This is a genomic window from Enterococcus sp. FR204 (genome assembly GCF_031143325.1).
Classification (GTDB): Bacteria; Bacillota; Bacilli; order Lactobacillales; family Enterococcaceae; genus Enterococcus_B; species Enterococcus_B faecium.
The window spans coordinates 1-20209 of the sequence record NZ_JAKZIW010000001.1 but is presented as its reverse complement, the minus strand read 5'-3'; the positions used below and the strand labels follow the sequence as shown (position 1 = coordinate 20209).

The 20209-nt window shown below is 38.8% G+C and carries 19 protein-coding genes; 14 read left to right on the top strand and 5 right to left on the bottom strand.

Going from position 1 to position 20209, the window contains the following annotated elements; genetic code table 11:
• Positions 1–2 precede the first annotated feature (2 nt).
• Positions 3–2423 (top strand): phenylalanine--tRNA ligase subunit beta, encoded by a 2421-nt coding sequence (gene pheT / locus RG571_RS00095; protein WP_131774399.1) that lies wholly within the window; start codon positions 3–5, stop codon positions 2421–2423.
• Between the two features lie 169 nt (positions 2424–2592).
• Here the strand turns inward: pheT and trpS are convergent, their stop codons facing one another.
• Entirely contained in the window at positions 2593–3603 is a 1011-nt protein-coding gene (gene trpS / locus RG571_RS00090) for a tryptophan--tRNA ligase (protein ID WP_002288045.1), read from the bottom strand.
• A 253-nt stretch (positions 3604–3856) separates the two neighbouring features.
• Between trpS and RG571_RS00085 the strand changes: the two genes are divergently transcribed.
• The 8 genes from RG571_RS00085 to cbpB all read left to right on the top strand — a co-directional run bounded on the left by RG571_RS00085 (position 3857) and on the right by cbpB (position 10222).
• Positions 3857–4594 (top strand): amino acid ABC transporter ATP-binding protein, encoded by a 738-nt coding sequence (locus RG571_RS00085; RefSeq protein WP_002288042.1) that lies wholly within the window; start codon positions 3857–3859, stop codon positions 4592–4594.
• A 13-nt stretch (positions 4595–4607) separates the two neighbouring features.
• On the top strand, positions 4608–5423 hold the full coding sequence (locus tag RG571_RS00080; RefSeq protein WP_002288041.1) for a transporter substrate-binding domain-containing protein: 816 nt from the start codon (positions 4608–4610) through the stop codon (positions 5421–5423).
• A gap of 12 nt (positions 5424–5435) precedes the next feature.
• Positions 5436–6083 carry an amino acid ABC transporter permease gene (locus tag RG571_RS00075; protein ID WP_002376928.1) on the top strand — a complete coding sequence of 216 codons (648 nt, stop codon included), beginning with the start codon at positions 5436–5438 and terminating at the stop codon, positions 6081–6083.
• 15 nt (positions 6084–6098) lie between these two features.
• Positions 6099–6755 carry an amino acid ABC transporter permease gene (locus RG571_RS00070; protein WP_002324802.1) on the top strand — a complete coding sequence of 219 codons (657 nt, stop codon included), beginning with the start codon at positions 6099–6101 and terminating at the stop codon, positions 6753–6755.
• Between the two features lie 161 nt (positions 6756–6916).
• Positions 6917–7738 (top strand): glutamate racemase, encoded by an 822-nt coding sequence (racE, locus tag RG571_RS00065; protein ID WP_002376926.1) that lies wholly within the window; start codon positions 6917–6919, stop codon positions 7736–7738.
• 2 nt (positions 7739–7740) lie between these two features.
• Positions 7741–9096 carry a ribonuclease PH gene (rph, locus tag RG571_RS00060; RefSeq protein ID WP_195193777.1) on the top strand — a complete coding sequence of 452 codons (1356 nt, stop codon included), beginning with the start codon at positions 7741–7743 and terminating at the stop codon, positions 9094–9096.
• A complete protein-coding gene (locus RG571_RS00055; RefSeq protein WP_002288030.1) occupies positions 9097–9615 on the top strand; it encodes a metallophosphoesterase in 519 nt (172 codons plus the stop codon).
• Between the two features lie 106 nt (positions 9616–9721).
• Positions 9722–10222 (top strand): cyclic-di-AMP-binding protein CbpB, encoded by a 501-nt coding sequence (cbpB, locus tag RG571_RS00050; protein ID WP_002295789.1) that lies wholly within the window; start codon positions 9722–9724, stop codon positions 10220–10222.
• Positions 10223–10501: 279 nt separating this feature from the next.
• On the opposite strand, the gene RG571_RS00045 is transcribed toward cbpB, so the two are convergent.
• Entirely contained in the window at positions 10502–11422 is a 921-nt protein-coding gene (locus RG571_RS00045; protein ID WP_131774401.1) for a mechanosensitive ion channel family protein, read from the bottom strand.
• Positions 11423–11547: 125 nt separating this feature from the next.
• Here RG571_RS00045 and RG571_RS00040 point away from each other — a divergent pair, with 125 nt between their 5' ends.
• Positions 11548–12600, top strand: a complete 1053-nt coding sequence (locus RG571_RS00040) for a branched-chain amino acid aminotransferase (RefSeq protein ID WP_002376923.1) — start codon at positions 11548–11550, stop codon at positions 12598–12600.
• Positions 12601–12709: 109 nt separating this feature from the next.
• On the opposite strand, the gene fabI is transcribed toward RG571_RS00040, so the two are convergent.
• On the bottom strand, positions 12710–13465 hold the full coding sequence (fabI, locus tag RG571_RS00035; protein ID WP_002295795.1) for an enoyl-ACP reductase FabI: 756 nt from the start codon (positions 13463–13465) through the stop codon (positions 12710–12712).
• A gap of 219 nt (positions 13466–13684) precedes the next feature.
• On the opposite strand from fabI, the gene fabZ reads away from it, so the two are divergent.
• Positions 13685–14125 carry a 3-hydroxyacyl-ACP dehydratase FabZ gene (gene fabZ / locus RG571_RS00030; RefSeq protein ID WP_002295797.1) on the top strand — a complete coding sequence of 147 codons (441 nt, stop codon included), beginning with the start codon at positions 13685–13687 and terminating at the stop codon, positions 14123–14125.
• A 114-nt stretch (positions 14126–14239) separates the two neighbouring features.
• Here fabZ and RG571_RS00025 read toward each other — a convergent pair whose 3' ends face one another.
• Positions 14240–15001 (bottom strand): peptidylprolyl isomerase, encoded by a 762-nt coding sequence (locus tag RG571_RS00025; protein WP_002376918.1) that lies wholly within the window; start codon positions 14999–15001, stop codon positions 14240–14242.
• 188 nt (positions 15002–15189) lie between these two features.
• Between RG571_RS00025 and RG571_RS00020 the strand changes: the two genes are divergently transcribed.
• Together RG571_RS00020 and RG571_RS00015 are read left to right on the top strand one after the other, a co-directional pair.
• Positions 15190–16284 carry a DUF871 domain-containing protein gene (locus RG571_RS00020; protein WP_131774403.1) on the top strand — a complete coding sequence of 365 codons (1095 nt, stop codon included), beginning with the start codon at positions 15190–15192 and terminating at the stop codon, positions 16282–16284.
• Positions 16285–16446: 162 nt separating this feature from the next.
• Positions 16447–17382: an alpha/beta hydrolase gene (locus RG571_RS00015; protein WP_002289735.1), complete on the top strand. Its 936-nt coding sequence runs from the start codon at positions 16447–16449 to the stop codon at positions 17380–17382.
• Between the two features lie 84 nt (positions 17383–17466).
• Here RG571_RS00015 and gap read toward each other — a convergent pair whose 3' ends face one another.
• Positions 17467–18477: a type I glyceraldehyde-3-phosphate dehydrogenase gene (gap, locus tag RG571_RS00010; protein WP_002289734.1), complete on the bottom strand. Its 1011-nt coding sequence runs from the start codon at positions 18475–18477 to the stop codon at positions 17467–17469.
• Positions 18478–18764: 287 nt separating this feature from the next.
• Between gap and obgE the strand changes: the two genes are divergently transcribed.
• Positions 18765–20078: a GTPase ObgE gene (gene obgE / locus RG571_RS00005; RefSeq protein ID WP_002295805.1), complete on the top strand. Its 1314-nt coding sequence runs from the start codon at positions 18765–18767 to the stop codon at positions 20076–20078.
• The last annotated feature ends 131 nt before the right edge of the window (positions 20079–20209 follow it).

The following is a 20209-nucleotide window of genomic DNA, read 5'->3' as shown; positions in this document are numbered from 1 at the left end:
AGATGTTAGTTTCATATAAATGGCTCAATCGTTATGTGGATTTATCGAATGTAACACCAAAAGAATTAGCGGATAAAATGTCTGTGACAGGAATCGAAGTCGAGGGAGTAACGGTTCCAGAAGAAGGCTTGAAAAAAATCGTTGTCGGCGAAGTCAAGGAATGCGTACCACATCCAGATTCTGATCACCTTTCTATTTGTCAAGTCGATATTGGCGAAGACGAACTGTCTCAAATCGTTTGTGGAGCGCCTAATGTGAAGGTTGGAATCAAAGTGATTGTTGCACTTCCTAACTCACGTATCGCTGGTAATGTAAAAATCAAAAAAGGAAAAATGCGTGGCCAAGTATCAAATGGCATGATTTGCTCATTACAAGAAATTGGCTATTCAGATAGTGTTATACCGAAAGAATACGCTGAAGGTATCTATTATATGCCACAAGAAGCTGTAAATGGCGATCCAGTTTTTCCTTATTTGGATATGGATGATTCGATTATTGAATTATCTATCACACCGAATCGTGCGGATGCATTGTCAATGCGTGGCGTAGCTTATGAAGTTGGGGCAATTTATCATCAGACTCCTACATTCGATGACGAAAAGCTGGTAGAATCCTCACGTCCTGCTAGCGATAAAATTCAAGTGGAAGTTGAAGATAAAGAAGCAGTTCCTGCTTATCAAATCAGAATCATTGAAGGAGTAAGAATCCAGCCAAGTCCTCAATGGCTGCAAAATCTTTTGATGAACGAAGGCATTCGTCCAATCAACAATGTAGTAGATGTGACGAACTATATTTTGCTTTTATTCGGACAACCACTACATGCATTTGACTACGAAAAATTGAAATCAAAAGAGATCCTTGTCCGCCGTGCAAAAGAAAATGAAACATTAGTAACACTAGATGGAGAATCTCGGGAATTGACAACTGACAATCTCGTCATTACTAACGGCAAAGAACCAGTTGCTTTAGCTGGTGTCATGGGAGGGTTAGACTCAGAGATCACGAATGAAACAACAACAGTTGCACTAGAATCTGCTTTATTTGATCCAATTTCGATTCGTCGTACAGCAAAACAATTTAATTTGCGTAGTGAATCCTCTGCACGTTTTGAAAAAGGAATCAACCATGCGACTGTTGGAGAAGCCAGTGAGGTTGCTGCAGCAATGATCGTTTCTCTTGCGGGTGGGGAAGTTCTACAAGGCGCGGTCAAAGGTTCAGAGATCAAAGCAGAAGACGTATCAGTGAAGATTTCACTTGAACGCATCAATCAATATTTAGGAACATCTCTTGTCGTTAAAGAAGTAAATGAGATTTTTGAAGCACTTGGATTTAGCTATGAAGAAAAGGATCATGTTTATTCCGTAGTAGTACCGCCAAGACGCTGGGATATCCAAATCGAAGCAGATATTATCGAAGAAGTTGCTCGTATTTATGGATACGACCAGTTGCCATCTACACTTCCAAGTGGAGAAACGGTTGCTGGAAGCTTGTCAAAAGAACAAAAAACTACTCGTAAAATTCGTACAATCTTTGAAGGAAGCGGATTGAGCGAAGCAATCAGTTATGCATTGACAACAGAAGAAAAATCAAGACAGTTTGTTATAAATGAAAGTAATATTACACGTTTGGACTGGCCAATGAGCGAAGAACGTTCTGTATTGCGAATGAATTTGATCAGCGGATTATTAGATGATATCAGTTATAACACTGCTCGAAAAAATACAGAGATTGCTTTATATGAAATTGGGCGGGTATTCTTCCAAGAAAATGATCCGTGCACACATCTGCCGCAAGAAGTAAAACATGCAGCAATCGCTATTTCTGGTATTTGGGAAGAAAAAGATTGGCAGACGAAAGCTCAAAATGTAGACTTTTTCACCATCAAGGGTCTTTTAGAAAACTTATTTGAACAACTAGGCATCACTGAAGATGTCCATTATCAAACAGTGACAGAAATGAAGGAAATGCATCCTGGAAGAACTGCTGCGATTTACCTTGGCGAAAAATTTATTGGTTTTGTCGGTCAAGTGCATCCAACGATTGCAAAAAGTTATGATATTCCAGAAACATATGTTGCTGAGTTTGATTTATCTGCTGTAGTGGAAGCTGCTCAAAAAGGGATCGTTTTCGAAGCAGTGACAAAATTCCCAGCAGTCAGCCGGGACATCGCTTTGCTTGTAAAAGAAACTGTGACAAATCAGGAATTAACAGAAGTTATCCGTTCTGCTGCCGGAAGATTTTTAACAGATATCCAATTATTTGATGTCTATCAAGGAGAAAACATTGAAAAAGGACATAAATCCATGGCGTATAGCCTGACATTCGTCAACCCAGAAGCAACATTGACAGATGAAGAAATCAATAAAGGAATGGAAAAAGTCGAAAAAGCGTTGGTAGAAAACCTAGAGGCAAGTATTCGCTAAGAGGGAAAATATAGTAAGTAACGATCAAGTAGCTTTTGAAGACCATACATTTGAAAAAAAGATGTGACACAACTTCGTCACATCTCTTTTTTTGATTTTAAAAAAGGAATAGCACAGAGACGAGATAAAAAAACAGGCCTTTACAGCCTGCTTTTTTAGAGTAAATGAATTAATGGAAGTAATTGATTCCCATTGCTGATTTTACTTCAGAAAGTGTTTGTGCAGCTACTTTAGCAGCTTCTTCACTACCTTTACGTAAGATTTCCATAACAGCTGAAGGATCTTTTTCCAATTCTTCTCGGCGCGCACGGATCGGTGCAAATTCAGCTTCCAATACATCAATGAGGTATCGTTTGATCTTTACATCACCAAGTCCGCCGCGGCGGTAATGAGCTTTCATTTCTTCAATTGCTTCTTTATCTGTTCCGAATACATCCAAGTAGGTGAAGACCATATTCCCTTCTACTTGTCCAGGATCTTGTACATGGATGTGGTTTGGATCAGTATACATACTCATGACTTTTTTCTGTAAGACATCGGCAGGATCGGAGATATAAATACCGTTTCCTAACGATTTACTCATTTTGCCATTTCCATCGATTCCAGGTAATCTACCCATTCCTTTTGGTGGGAATACGCCTTTTGGTTCCACCAAGACTTCACCATATGTATGATTGAAGCTTTGTACGATTTCCTGTGTCTGCTCTAGCATTGGTTTTTGATCCTCACCAACAGGTACAAGATTCGCTTTGAATGCAGTGATATCTGCTGCTTGAGAAACAGGATAGATAAAGAATCCTGTAGGCACGCTTTCACCGAATTTTTTTTGTTCGATTTCTGTTTTGACAGTCGGATTGCGCCGAACGCGTCCTACGCTGACTAAGTTCAAATAATACATGGTTAATTCAGCTAATTCCGGAATTTGTGATTGGATAAATAAAGTAGATTTTGCAGGATCTAATCCCACGGCTAAATAGTCTAAAGCAACTTGCAAGACATTTGATGAAACCTTCTCAGGATTTTTAGCATTATCTGTCAGTGCTTGCATGTCAGCAATCATGACAAACAGTTGGTTGTCTTCATCTGCCTGCATAGCCACTCGGGTTTTTAGAGAACCGACGTAATGCCCTAAATGCAGCTTCCCAGTTGGTCGATCTCCCGTTAAAATAATATTTTTCAAAAAAGACACCTCTTTACGATTTGTAAGTCTGAGCACTTAATATCTTACCGTTTTTCCTGAAAAGAAACAACAGTTCCTAATGAAAAAACAAGGAAAGAGGATAAAATAACTAATAGATTAGAAATGGAAGAAATATTTATGGGAGAATAAACGTTCTAAGAAACTTTACAAATTACTAAACTATCAGATATAATGTATTTTATTATACATCTTTAAAAGAAATCTTACTAAATAATAATGGGAGTGTAATTCTATGGCAATGATTAAATTTGATCACGTGGATAAATATTATGGCAAGTTCCACGCATTAAAAAATATCAATCTCGAATTCGAGAAAGGAGAAGTTGTCGTTGTCATTGGTCCTTCTGGTTCAGGAAAGAGCACGATGCTTCGCTGTATCAATGGATTAGAGACGATTTCTTCAGGCAAGCTACTAATTAATGATACTGACTTGCATGATAAAAAGACAAAGTTGACAGAAGTCCGAAAGAATATCGGCATGGTTTTCCAGCATTTCAATTTGTATCCTAATAAAACCGTTCTGGAAAATATTACATTAGCACCAATCAAAGTGTTAAAGCAAGACCAGGCAACTGCAGTCAAAAACGCTGAGAAATTTCTGAAAACTGTCAATATGTTAGATAAGAAAGATTCTTATCCTTCCATGTTATCCGGGGGACAACAGCAACGGGTGGCAATCGCCAGAGGTTTAGCGATGAATCCTGAGATGCTGCTGTTTGATGAACCTACTTCTGCTTTGGATCCGGAAATGATTGGTGATGTATTAGACGTTATGAAAAAATTGGCTCATGACGGTATGTCAATGATTGTCGTGACACATGAAATGGGCTTTGCCAAAGAAGTGGCGGATCGTGTTATCTTCATGGCTGATGGAGAAGTATTGGAAGACAGCAGAAATGTGAGAGACTTTTTCGAAAATCCAAATGAAGTCCGAGCACAGCAATTTATCAGTAAAGTTATCAATCATTGATAGGAGGAAAAAGATGCGCAGGTTAAAAAAAATACGCCTGATTTTCCTTTTAGGCATTGCTTTTCTTGCACTAGCCGGATGTAAAGGAAATGGGTTGGCAAATGAAGATATTTTAGAGCGAAGCAAATCTACCAATGAAATCATCTGGGGTGTCAAGTATGATACTCGATTATTTGGAATGATGGATATTGAGAGCAGAACTGTACAAGGATTTGATGTAGATATTGCAAAAGCAATCACTAAAAAGATCCTTGGTGACAATGGAAAAACAGAATTTGTTGAAGTCACTTCTAAAACTCGGATTCCATTATTGAAAAACGGAAATATCGATGCAATTATTGCAACGATGACGATCACAGATGAACGAAAAAAACAGGTCGACTTTTCAGATGTCTATTTCGATGCTGGCCAAGCTTTGTTGGTAAAGAAAGGAAGCCAAATCAAAAGTGTAGATGATTTGAATGCTTCTACAACGGTTCTAGCAGTCAAGGGTTCTACATCGGCTGCGAATATCCGACAGCATGCACCAGATGCAAAAATTTTAGAATTAGAAAACTATGCAGAAGCATTTACTGCTTTACAATCTGGTCAGGGAGACGCGATGACTACGGATAATGCGATTTTGTTAGGGATTGCAGATGAAAATCCAGAGTATGAGTTAGTTGGTGGAACGTTTACTAATGAGCCTTACGGGATTGCGATCAACAAAGGGCAAGAAAACTTCTTGAAAGCTGTTAACCAAGCGCTAGAGGAAATGCATGCAGATGGCACATACGATAAAATCTATCAAAAATGGTTTCCAAATGAAACTGAAGGAAAAGTAGAGTAAGGGGGAGAGGCAATGAGCGAATTGATACAGACTTATGGACCAATCTTTATCGACGGGTTCAAGATCACATTGTTTTCGAGTGTCTTAGCACTTGTGTTTAGTTTGATTATCGGAACGTTAATGGCAATCTTCCAATTATCAAAGAATAAAGTAGTGAGCGCCTTAGCAAAGGCATATGTAGAATTTTTTAGAAACGTTCCATTATTAATCATCGTGATGTTTTTTTATGTTGTCGTACCGATTTATTGGTTTAATCTAGATGGATTCCAAGCAGGTACGATTGGATTAACGATCTATACATCTGCTTTTATTGCTGAAACAGTACGTTCAGGGATTCAAACCGTACCAAAAGGTCAAACAGAAGCAGGACTATCTTCTGGTTTTACCTATTCAGAAATCATGCGTTATATTGTTTTACCGCAAGCATTCAAAATCGTTATTCCGCCATTAGGCAACCAATTTATCAACCTCGTAAAAAATTCATCTATTTTAGCAATCGTAGCTGGTTTAGATTTGATGTATCAAGGAGACTTGATCGCCAGTGAAACATTCAATACCTTCGATACGTATATCATCGTTGGGTTATTTTACTTAGTTATCACGCTACCGTTATCTTACTTAATGGTTTATCTTGAGAAAAAATGGGCGGTTCGTTCATAGAAGGAGGGGAAATACATGGATTTTAGCGGCGCTTTTTCATGGATGAATATCCGTTTTTTATTGGAAGGATTAAAGGTTACTGTTGAAGTTTCATTGTTTTCGATCATTTTTAGTTTCTTGATCGGTGGTCTGACAGGTGTGATTCGTTTTGCGGATATCCCTTTCTTTTCCAAAATCCTTGGTGTAGTGATTGATATTATACGGAATCTTCCATTATTATTGATCATTTTCTTCACTTACTTTGCCTTACCTCAAATCGGCATTCAGATGAACATCTTCTGGTCCGCTGTCGCAGCATTAACGATTTTTGAGTCAGCTATGTTGTCGGAAATTTTCCGAGCTGGACTCAATGCTGTTCCAAAAGGACAGATGGAAGCAGGATTATCAACGGGACTGACTTATGTAGAAACGATGCGAACGATCGTGTTACCGCAAGCATTTAAATCAATGATCCCGGCAATTGTGAGCCAATTGATTTCACTGATCAAAGATACTTCATTAGCAGTAATCATTTCTTTACCTGAACTTTCTCATCAGGCACGTATTATTTATGGACAGAACACCAATTATGTGCTTCCGATGTTCATCATCATGACACTCATGTACTTCGTGGTATGTTACGCGCTTTCTCTGCTTTCCGGTTACTTGGAAAAGAGACGGTACAGTTATTAATAGATGATTCTTTTAGCGGTTGTGGCAAACTAAAGTCACAACCGCTTTTCCTCTTTCCATTCGAAAAAAAGAGATTTCGATTGTTTTAAGCAAGTAAGAGCACTTGAAAATTCACGCTAAAAAGTACACAATAGGGAGGATAGAATTTATTGAAAAAAAGGATGATACGATTGACAGATAATCGCCCTATCGGATTTATTGATTCAGGTGTCGGCGGCTTGACTGTAGTAAAAGAAGCCCTGAAACAATTACCGAATGAAAATATTTTATTTGTAGGAGACACAGCACGCTGCCCATATGGCCCTAGACCCGCGGAACAGGTAATCCAGTATACTTGGGAAATGACGGATTATCTGGTGGAGCAAGGAATCAAGATGCTGGTGATCGCCTGCAATACCGCAACTGCGGTGGCTTTAGAAGAAATCAAAGCTGCTCTTTCTATTCCAGTCATCGGTGTGATCCTTCCCGGTACTAGAGCGGCAGTAAAAAAAACACAAAATAAACAAGTTGGCATTATCGGTACGATTGGTACGGTAAAAAGTCAAGCTTATGAAAAAGCACTGAAAGAGAAAGTGCCAGAATTGACTGTGACAAGTCTTGCTTGTCCCAAATTTGTTTCAGTTGTCGAAAGTAATGAATACCATTCATCGGTGGCGAAAAAAATTGTGGCAGAAACATTAGCTCCTTTAACCACTAAAAAAATCGATACATTGATTTTGGGATGCACCCATTATCCATTATTACGCCCCATCATTCAAAATGTAGTGGGAGAAAATGTTCAACTGATCGATTCTGGAGCAGAAACAGTAGGTGAAGTATCTATGCTGTTAGATTATTTCAATCTGAGCAATTCACCGCAAAATGGTCGGACATTATGCCAGTTTTATACAACTGGCTCTGCCAAACTTTTCGAGGAAATAGCTGAAGACTGGCTTGGAATCGGACACCTAAATGTAGATCATATTGAATTGGGAGGAAAATAAGGATGCGTCATGACGGGAGAAAAGCCCAAGAGCTTCGCAAACTGGAGCTTCAAACAAATGTTTTCAAATATGCAGAAGGATCGGTAGTGATCCGTTTTGGTGATACAACAGTTATTTGTTCTGCAACAATAGAAGATTCTGTACCTCCCTTTTTGAGAGAAACAGGAACAGGATGGGTGACAGCAGAATATAGTATGCTGCCTCGAGCAACGAGTACGAGAAATCGTAGAGAAAGCAGCAAAGGAAAACTTTCTGGTAGAACAATGGAAATCCAGCGTCTTATTGGTCGTTCCTTGCGTGCAGTAGTAGACTTGGAAAAATTAGGAGAACGTAGTATCATCGTAGACTGCGATGTGATCCAAGCGGATGGCGGTACTAGAACAGCAAGTATCACTGGGGCATTCGTGGCATTGAAATTAGCCATTGAAAAACTTTTAAGAGAAAAAGAATTGTCAGAAGATCCAATCAAAGAACATCTTGCTGCAGTTAGCGTAGGAATCTTACCAGATGGGACTTGCGTCACAGATTTGGATTACCAAGAAGATTCCGCAGCACTTGTAGACATGAACCTTGTAATGACAGAATCTGGAAAATTCGTGGAGATTCAAGGAACTGGAGAAGAAGCAACGTTTGATGGTGAACAGTTGAATGAAATGCTCTTTTTTGGAAAAAACGCGATTGAAGATTTGATCAAAGAGCAAAAACATGCTTTGCTAACAGAGTTTGCTCAAAATGATGAGCGGATAGAAGAAACAAAAACAATCATCATTGCGACAAGAAATCCAGGAAAAGCAGAAGAGTTTCGAAATATGTTCAAAGAAGCGGGATATCATGTAAAAACATTACTTGACTATCCTGAATTGCCAGATGTGGAAGAAACTGGCAGCACATTTGAAGAAAATGCCCGATTAAAAGCAGAAACGATTGCACAATTGCTTGATCAGCCAGTCTTAGCAGATGATTCAGGTTTGAAAGTCGATGCTTTAGGCGGTATGCCAGGAATCTATTCTGCACGTTTTGCAGGGGAACAAAAAAGTGATGCGGGGAATAACGCCAAATTATTATATGAATTGACAGATGTGCCGGATGAAAAAAGAACAGCACAATTCCATTGTACATTAGTATTCGCGGCACCCAAAAAAGACAGCCTTGTAGTAGAAGCGGAATGGCCCGGTCGAGTAGCCCGTATACCATCTGGCGAAAATGGCTTTGGGTATGATCCTTTATTTATCCCAGAAGGTAAGAAACAAACAGCAGCAGAATTATCGAGCGAAGAAAAAAACAAGATCAGTCATCGGGCTCAAGCAATGAAAAAATTGAGTGCCGAGTGGAAACAATGGCTGGAAGGAGAGAGATAGATGCGGTATTTAGTAGTAAGTGATAATCATGGAGACAGAGATATCCTCGTTGACTTAGTAGATCGTTATCGTTCTGAAGTGGATATCTTTTTCCATTGTGGTGATTCGGAATTAGAAGCTTCTGACCCATTATGGGATACATTCCAAGTGGTTCAAGGTAATTGTGATTATGGACCAGGATTCGAACAGAAAAAAGTGATCCAAACTGGTCAGGATACAGTATTCATGACTCACGGTCATTTATCGAATGTCCGATTTGGTTTGACACAGTTAGCAATCGAAGCTCGAGCTGCAACTGCCGATATGGTGTTTTTTGGTCATACCCATCAAATAGGCTGTGAGATGGATCAGAAAATCCTGTTTTTGAATCCTGGTAGCATTTCTCAGCCTAGAGGCCCGATCCAAATCCCATCATATGCTCTTATCGAAAGTTTAGATGACCAAATTTCTGTTCAATACTATAACCGTGCCCATCAGGCAGTTGAAGAGTTGGCCTTTTCTTTTTCGAGAGAGCGCTGAATAAAAAAACTCTAATTTTTAATAAAAATAAGCTTTATTTTATGAATTTTGCATCCGGTTTCGGTAAAATAGTAGTGTTGAATGAAATAGAAATGGAGGCCATCAGATGATTGGACCTATAGTAAGAGAAATGCTGCTGGAAAATCAGGAAACGTTTTTGATTCCTGCAGAAAATGTGGCAAATGTTATGTATCATCATCCATTATCCCATGGTTTACTTGTGTTATCGAAGGTCGGTTATTCCAAAATTCCTGTATTAGGAAAAGATGATCACTTTGTAGGACTAGTAAGTTTATCAGATGTGGTCAATAAAATGATTGACTTGCAAACAATCAGCATGGACCCGTTAGAAGGACTAACGGTTGCTGATGTGACAGAAACAGATGTTCCGACAATTGATGAAAATTGGGAACTAGAAGAAGTACTCCATTTGTTAGTCGATTCGCCTTTTTTACCGGTTGTCACAGAAGATCGGATTTTCAAAGGAATCATTACAAGAAAAGAGCTGCTTAAAGCCGTAAACTTCATGGTGCATGAATTAGAACGTCGTAATATATTGTCTCCGAAAATCGAAGAATTAAAAGAACAAATCGATATCGTGAGCTAAAGAACGAGAAACTAAAAGATAATCAAAAAATAAGTAGAAAAAACAGCGTACCAGTTTTGACTTTATCTTGAAAAAGAGGCTGGGACAAAAGCGTTTAACTCCAAGAAATAAGAAGGAATTCACGAAAATTACTTTTCAAATTTTTGTGAATTTCAGCTTATTTCCGAAGGAATTGCTTCTGCTTCCGCCGTTTATACGTGTTTAAAGCGTGGGACAAAAGTGTTCTTTACTTTTGACCCACGCTCTTTTTAGTGAGATTCGTTGCATCGTTTGTCCAAATTATTTTCCGACAGCAATTGGACTGTTCGGAATCGTGAAACCAGAAGCTGTCAATTCTTTGACATAGGAGCTCAAGAACTCTTCTTTTAAGGCATATTGTTTTCCGTTCAATGCGTAGCAGACCGTACGAATCGCAAAATTGCTGTTTCCAAGATCCACTAATCCAAAGATAGAAGGTTCAGTTTGGAGCTCTTCTTGGTATTTTTCAGCTAATGTACGATTTACTCGATCAATGATCTCATAGATTTTGTCATATCCTTCTTCAGGAACAATCCGAATATCTAAAAGTACTTGCATATTTGCACGAGAGAGATTGCTGATCGTGGTGATGTTTCGATTCGGGATGAAATGGACAGTACCATCCGTTGCTTTCAGCTGAAGGGTACGGATACCAACAGATACGACGGTTCCTTCAATCGTTAAGTTTGCTAGCTTGATGTAGTCCCCAACATCCATCTGTTGTTCCATGATAATAAAAAATCCGGTAATAACATCACTCATGAACCCTTGGGCACCAAGACCGATTGCCACACCTGCAATTCCGGCACCAGCCAAAAGTGATCCGATCGGCACACCGATAGCAGATAAAATTGCATAGATAAAAAAGAAACCAAGGGTATAATGAAGAATAGTATTTAAAAGACTATGTAAAGTCTTTAAGCGGCTCTCGTTTAGAATGGCTTTTTTAGAATACTGATTAAAAGACTTATCAATCAGATATTTTCCCACACGGTGAAGAATCCAAAAAAGGACGATCAAAAAAATCAGATATAAACTTTTTTGGATAAAGGCAGCCAAAATGGCGTCCCAATCAATCCCGTCCCAAAACCGCTGAAACGCATTTACTTTGCTGACAGCTTGATCTGTCAATGTCTCGCCAGAAGAGTCTGTCGTACCGGCAGTTGCTAATAATGAAAACATAAAATCCTCTTTTCTAAAATTTGATTCTTTCTGTATTGTACCAAGAAGTATTCAAAAAAGGAAATAGCAAAAATAACTATAATGAAGGAAAAAAGCTGAAAATAAAATGACAAATAATATGGATAATGATAAAATGTGGAGAAAATAACGAAGGTGGTAAGTATATGCAAATCGATTGGAACAATCTAGGTTTTTCTTATATCAAAACTCCTTGGCGTTTTATTGCCAAATGGAAAGACGGACAATGGGAAGAAGGAGAATTGACAGAAGATAATTACCTGACGATTCATGAAGGCTCTCCAGCGCTTCATTATGGTCAGCAATGTTTTGAAGGTCTAAAAGCTTATCGTCGAAAAGACGGCAAGGTCAATCTCTTTCGACCTGAACAAAATAGTCGACGGATGAATCAAAGTTCTAGACGATTGCTGATGCCAATGGTCCCTGAAAAGATGTTCGTTGATGCTGTCAAGCAAGTGGTAAAAGCAAATGAAGATTTTGTGCCGCCCTATGGAACAGGCGCTACATTATACTTGCGCCCTTTACTGATTGGGGTCGGTGAAAACATTGGTGTCCATCCAGCTCCAGAATATTTATTTGTCGTCTTCTGTACGCCAGTAGGAGCGTATTTCAAAGGTGGACTAAAACCAACGAATTTTATTGTATCTGATTACGATCGTGCTGCTCCTAAGGGGACTGGTGCAGCAAAAGTCGGCGGAAATTACGCAGCGAGTTTACTTCCAGGAACAGAAGCAAAAGAACTGGATTACTCAGATTGTGTTTATCTTGATCCAGCCACACATACGAAAATCGAAGAAGTAGGTGCAGCAAATTTCTTTGGAATTACAAAAGACGGAAAATTCATCACTCCGCAATCGCCCTCTATCTTACCAAGTATCACGAAATATTCCTTGTTGCAGTTAGCTGAAGAACGACTAGGACTGCAAGCAATTGAAGGAGATATTTTCATTGATGATCTAGATCAATTTGCAGAAGCTGGTGCATGTGGTACAGCGGCTGTTATTTCTCCAATCGGTGGGATTTATCACAATAACAATCTTCATGTATTTTATAGTGAAACGGAAGTAGGACCAGTAACAAAACGGTTGTATGATGAATTGACAGGTATTCAATTTGGAGACATAGAAGCACCAGAAGGCTGGATTGAAGTCGTGGAATAATTTCAAAGTAATGAGTTGAAAAAAACGTAAAAAGAAAAAATCAGGAAGAGACTTTAAAAAGTTTTTTCCTGATTTTTATATGTTTTACTTTAAAGAATGCAACAAAAGTTTATGAAAGATGGACACCTTTGTCAACGTAGATAATATCACCGATGATTCCGCTGGAAAGTGGGCTGATTAAGAAAGCACAAGCATTACCGACTTCTTCGATCGTCACACCTTGCTGATCAGGCGTACGAGATTCAGATAACTGGATCAGTTTTTGATAGTCTTTAACACCTGTGACAGCTAATGTTTTGATTGCCCCAGCTGAGATTCCATTGACCCGAATTCCTTTAGGCGAGAACTCAGCTGCCAAATAACGGATAGCAGCTTCAAGAGAAGCTTTCGCAATACCCATCATGTTATAATTCGGGATTGCGCGTTCTGAACCTAGATAAGTCATGCTAACGATCCCGCTGTTTGGTGCAAGAAACGGTTGTGCGTATTTTGATACAGCAATTAAAGAGTAGCTGCTGATATCTTGAGCTAATTGATAGCCGTCTCTGGAAATATCAGACACATTTCCGGACAATTCTTCTTTGTTGGCGTAAGCAACTGCATGGACAAGGCCGTGGATCTCCCCAGCATATTCACCGATGGCATTCATTGCTTTTTCGATGCTTTCGTCGCTAGAAACATCACATTCTACAGTGAATGCTTCTTCGCCGACCAATTTGACTAATGATTTTTTCATTCGTTCATTTTGGTAAGTATAGATAATTTCTGCCCCTTGTTTCAACATTGCTTCAGCACAACCCCAAGCAATGCTTTTTTTGTTAGCGACGCCCATAATGACGATTTTTTTTCCTTCTAGAAATGACATAATGACTCTCCTTTGTTTCTGATAAAAATTTGATAGTCGTAAAAAAATAGAGAATAATAGCTAAAATAACTTCTTGATTTCTTAATTATTAGTCAAAATGTTTTGATTGTCAAACTATCTTTTCTTAAATTAAAAAAAGATTGCTAAATATTTAGGAATATGATACTTTGATAGTCAAAGTAATGAAAATGGCAATTGCCTGAAAGAAGGAGTTTAATTATGTCTTACGTATTATCTGCTACTGAAGTAATGGAATTGATTCCTAATCGTTATCCTATTTGTTATATTGATTATGTAGATACTTTAGAACCAGGAAAAAAGATTGTTGCGACAAAAAATGTAACAATCAATGAAGATTTTTTCCAAGGTCACTTTCCTGACAATCCAGTGATGCCGGGTGCGTTGATTCTAGAAACACTGGCACAAGCAGGTTCGATACTTATCCTAAAATCAGAAGAGTTTCTAGGAAAAAGAGCTTATATCGGTGGGATCAATAAGGCCAAATTCCGTCAAAAAGTTGTTCCAGGAGATGTACTGAAATGTCATTTTGAAATCACCAAAATGAAGGGATCAGTCGGTACAGCGTTATCTGCAGCATATGTAGATGATAAAAAAGTCTGTGAGTGCGAGTTCACGTTCATCGTCAACCAAAATGCTTGACTATAAAACCTGATATAGCAAAACAGAAGGAAGCTTACTTGCTTTTTATGTAAAAAGAAGACGCCTGAATCCTAGCATACGTTGTCATCTATGCGGGATTCAGACGTTATTTTTTTATTTTTGTTTTGCTTCTTGCAGTATATTGATTTTATCGATTTTTACTTCTTCTTTTGGTTTGTCTGAACTATCTGTTTCGATATTTGCAATAGCATCCACGACATTCATTCCTTCAATCACTTGGCCGAAGACAGTATAATGGCCATCTAGTGAAGGATAACCGCCGTTTTTATAAGCGTCGATGATTGCTTGAGGATAGTCGTCTTTTAAAAGACCATCATGCATATCATCTGTATTTTGAACGATAAAGAACTGGCTGCCGTTACTGTTAGGATCTTGTGAGCGAGCCATAGATAACGCACCTCTTATATTATAAAGGTGGTTGTTGATCTCTGTTTCAAATCCTTCTCCCCAAATGCTTTCCCCTCCAGTGCCATCGCCTTTAGGATCGCCACCTTGGATCATGAAATCTTTGATGACGCGATGGAAAGTCAGTCCGTTGTAGTAACCGTCTTTTGCATGTGTCATAAAGTTTTCAACCGCTTTTGGTGCGTATTCGGGAAATAATTTGATTTTGATTGTGCCTTTATTCGTCACCATTTCAACCAGATCTTCATTTTCGGCGACATCTTTCGTCAATTGTGGTAATTCCAATGCGTTCAAATCGACGCTACTGGCAGTCGTGCTTTCCGCAGTAGATGTACTTTTTGAACTTTCTGTAGACGAACTAGAAGAAGTCGTGTTGTTTGCAGAACAACCAGCAGCAAACAGCAATGCTACTGCTAAACTAATACTTAAAATAACTTTATTTTTCTTCATAACTGTTCCTTTCCAATTTACTATTTTGTTATCTTTAATGATAACAAAATAGAGGGAAAATACCTACTTAAATTATTGGAATTTATCATTTATTTTAAAAGAAAAAGAAAAGGTGTAGACCATTTACTTTGTGTTTGCTATAATGTAAGTGGATACAAAAACGAAAAGATGCAGGAGGAAATGGTAATATGGGAAAATTAGGAATCTCGATTTATCCAGAACGGTCAACATTTGAAAAGGACAAAGCGTACTTGGATTTAGCTCATAAGTATGGGTATAAACGGGTTTTTACCAGTTTGCTGCAGATCAATGATGATAAAGAAAAAGTTCTTTCAGAATTTAAAGAAGTAGTTGATTACGCGAATAGCCTAGGCATGGAAGTAATGGTTGATATCAATCCAGCGTTATTTGAACAGTTGGAGATTTCTTACGATGACTTATCTTTTTTCCATAAGATGGGTGCCTACGGGGTCCGCTTAGATATCGGATTCACAGGAGCAGAAGAAGCAAAAATGACGCGCAATCCTTTTGGTATCAAAATCGAGATCAATATGAGTTCGGGCACGAATTACGTTGACAACATCATGAGTTATTCGCCAAACACGGATAATTTATTAGGTTCTCATAATCTTTATCCTCATCGATACTCTGGTTTAGGATACGAACACTTTGTTTTTTGTTCAGAAAAATTCAGAAAATATAATTTGAATACGATGGCATTCGTCAATTCGCAATCTGCTGAGTTTGGCCCTTGGCCTACGCAAGATGGCTTGTGCACGCTGGAAGACCACCGAGATCTTGAAATTGCGACACAAGTGAAGCATTTAATCCTTACAGGATTGATTGATGATATTTCTATTGGAAATGCGTACGCAAGTGAAGAAGAATTGAAAGAAATGGCAGAAGCATTTAACGCGGATTATCCAACATTGAAAGTAGATACGGAAGAAGGTATTACAGAAAACGAACGAATCTGCTTGTTTGATAACCTTCATAGTTATCGAGGGGATCGCTCAGAATATATCCTTCGTTCAACGATGACTCGTGTATACTACAAAGATAAAGATTTCCCGCCTCATAATACGCGAGATATGCATCATGGGGATGTACTGATTGACAATGAAGGGTACGGTCAATACAAAGGAGAAACACAAATCGCCTTGAAGGATATGAAAAACGACGGACGTGTCAATGTTGTAGGAAGAATCTCCGATGACGAATTATTCCTCCTTGACTTTTTGAAACCATGGTCAAGCTTTAAATTAATTGAAAATAAAAAATAGATAATTAGTTATTGCAGAAATAATCCGCTAGAAATAGCCAGTTATTTCTGCTTTTTTATTTTGTTTTTTTATAGGTTATAAAAATGAACATTGCATAGTAGAGATTCTTTGATTATACTAATTCAAGGTTATATGAAAAAAGAGAAATGAGATGGATGATTTATGAAACTTTGGATGAAAATCCTTTTAGGCGTCGCTTTAGCTCTGATTGTTGCGTTAGTGTTTGCAGGGAATTATTTTTATAATTATGCTGTTGTGCCTTCTGAGAAAGACTTTTTAGACGAAGATACACCTGGTACAACACAGACATCCAAAGAAACGGATGCACATAAATGGTTTAGTTCAAAAGAAAACCGAAGCGATTGGACCATCACTTCAAAAGACGGTCTGAAATTATCAGCGATTTATCTTCCTGCTGAAACGAAAAGTGAAAAAACAGCTCTTGTGGCTCATGGCTATATGGGAAACGCTGAAACGATGACCAATTACGCAAAGATGTTTCATGATATGGGTTACAATGTCCTTGTTCCTGATGCAAGAGGACATGGAAAAAGCGAAGGGGATTACATTGGATTTGGATGGCCAGAGCGTAAAGACTATGTACAGTGGATAAACAAAGTGCTAGAAAACAATGGAAAATCGCAAGAAATCGTTCTATACGGTGTCAGCATGGGAGCAGCAACAGTTATGATGACTAGCGGAGAAAAACTACCAGATAATGTGAAAGCAATCATTGAAGATTGCGGTTATTCTTCCGTTCATGATGAGCTTGCCTATCAGCTAGACGATATGTTTAGTCTTCCAGCATTTCCGCTTATGCAAGTAACGAGTCTAGTGACAAAAGTCCGTGCTGGCTACTTTTTCGGTGAAGCAAATGCAGTGGAACAATTGAAGAAAAACCAGCGCCCAATGCTCTTTATACATGGAGATGAAGATACATTTGTACCATTTGAAATGTTAGATAAGGTCTATCGTGCAACGAAGGGACCAAAAGAAAAGTATGTTGTAAAAGGAGCCGAGCATGCGGAAGCATACAAGACAGATCCTGAAAAATATCAGCAAGTAGTCCAACAATTTTTAAGCCAATATGTTCATTGAACGAGTTTAAAAGTAGGGGATGAAAAGAAAGAAGCCTTTGACTGGATCCAGTCAAAGGCTTCTTTTATCGATTGATCTATCAAATTACAAGTTAGCGAATTTTTCTAGTAAGCGAATCATTTGGCAAGTAAATCCATACTCATTGTCATACCATGCAACAGTTTTAACAAGTTGGAAATCACCAGCAGTTGTTACTTCTGTTTGCGTTGGGTCAAAGATCGAACCTTGAGTTGTTCCAATGACATCGCTAGAAACGATTTGACGGTCATCATACCCGAATGAAGGATTGTCAACTGTGTGTTTTTTGATTGCTTCGTTTACTTGATCAGCAGTTACTTTTGTTTTCAATACTGAAACCAATTCAGTTAATGAACCATCAACGACTGGAACACGTTGTGCGTGTCCTTGTAATTTTCCTTGTAGCTCAGGGATAACTAAGCCGATTGCTTTCGCAGCACCAGTAGAATGTGGGATAGTATTGTCAGCAGCTGAACGAGCAGCACGCAAATTACCGCCTTTTACAGGTCCATCTAAGAGCATTTGTGTGGAAGTGTAGGCATGAACTGTTGTCATTGTACCAACTTCGATCCCAAATTCATTATTTAAGAAATAAGCCATAGGTGCTAAACAGTTTGTTGTACATGAACCTGCTGAGATGATTTTGTCGTTTTCATCTAATGTATCATCATTAACGTTATAGACGATGGTTTTCATAGCACCAGCTGGGGCAGAAATAACTACTCGTTTGACACCAGCATCTAAATGCGCTTTTGCTTTTTCTTCAGATGTATAAAAACCAGTACATTCTAGTACGATATCTACACCGTTTTCTTTTGCCCAAGGGATTTTGCTTGCGTCGGGTTCTGCATAAACACGAGTTGCTTCGCCATCCACTACGATTGAGTCTTCTGTTGCAGTAACTGTGCCAGGATAAGTACCATGAGTAGAGTCAAATTGCAATAATTGTGCTAACATAGTTGGACTTGTTAAGTCGTTGATTGCTACTACTTCAATATCATCTGAGACTTCTTTGATGCGGCGGAAAGCCAGACGGCCAATACGCCCAAATCCGTTAATACCTACTTTTACTGTCATATCAAAAGTTCCTCCTTTATTAGGGGTGCTGTGAAACGGCATCCTCAATTAATACAATTAATACACTGTTATTCTGCTACGCAAAGAATATTTTGTCAAAAAATTATACTTGGTAGCAGAAAAAAGGTTGGAAACCTTACCAAATGATAAAAAAAGAAGAAGGTAAACAATCTTTTTGCTGAAATGATAGACAAAATCAGATTTCACCGATAAAATAAGTAAGACTTTTGTTTATTGTGGAAATTCAGGCAGTCAAATAAATAAATGAATAATAGGAGGACTTAATTATGTCCATGTTTTTAGATCAAGTAACGATCGATGTGAAAGCTGGCAAGGGCGGAGACGGAATGGTTGCATTTCGTCGCGAAAAATACGTTCCTGACGGCGGACCGGCTGGCGGAGACGGTGGTCGTGGCGGCGATGTCATCTTGATCGTCGATGAAGGGTTACGTACATTGATGGATTTTCGGTTCAATCGCCATTTCAAAGCGCAGCCAGGTGAAAATGGGATGAGTAAAGGGATGCACGGTCGTGGTTCAGAAGATACCTATGTTAAAGTACCACAAGGAACCACTGTCCGAGATGCGGAGACTGGTGCTCTTTTAGGAGATTTAATTGAAAATGGTCAAACACTAGTTGTGGCAAAAGGTGGACGCGGTGGACGAGGGAATATCCGTTTTGCCTCTCCTCGGAATCCTGCACCGGAAATTGCTGAAAACGGTGAACCAGGACAAGAGCGAAAAATCGAACTAGAATTGAAAGTATTGGCAGACGTTGGACTTGTAGGTTTTCCATCTGTCGGGAAATCGACTTTACTATCCGTTATTTCATCTGCTCGTCCAAAAATCGGCGCTTATCATTTCACGACGCTCGTCCCTAATCTAGGAATGGTTACTACAAGTGATGGCAGAAGTTTTGCCGCAGCAGACTTGCCAGGCTTGATTGAAGGAGCTTCGCAAGGTGTTGGGCTGGGTACACAATTCCTTCGTCATATCGAAAGAACACGAGTAATTTTACATGTGATCGATATGAGTGGGATGGAAGGACGAGATCCTTATGAAGATTATCTTGCCATCAACAAAGAATTATCTACTTATAACTTACGCTTGCTAGAGCGTCCGCAAATCATCGTGGCAAACAAAATGGATATGCCGGATGCACAGGAAAATCTAGTGAAATTCAAAGAACAGCTGAACAAGGAAAAAGAAGATGAATTTGCTGATGACATCCCAGTATTTCCAATTTCTGGAGTGACTCGACAAGGATTGGACGCGTTATTGAATGCTACAGCAGATTTGTTAGAAGTAACGCCAGAATTCCCATTGTACGAAGAAGAACTGGAAGAAGAAACTGTACACTATGGATTCAATCCAGAAGGTCCTGAGTTCCAAATCGATCGTGATTCAGATGCAACGTGGATCTTATCTGGTGAGAAGATCGAAAAATTATTCCAAATGACAAATTTCGATCATGATGAAACAGTGATGCGTTTTGCTCGTCAATTACGTGGTATGGGTGTGGATGAAGCTCTTCGGGCACGCGGTGCGAAAGATGGCGACCTTGTACGTATCGGTGAGTTTGAATTTGAATTTGTCGAATAGGCAAGCAAATAAAAACAAATACCAAAAAATATAGATTCAGATTTAAGGGAGGTTGTGACAGAAGTGGTCAGCTTCAAGAACGCCGTTTATTCGGAAAAAGGAGCTGTGATGCGACTTTTGTCACAGCCTTA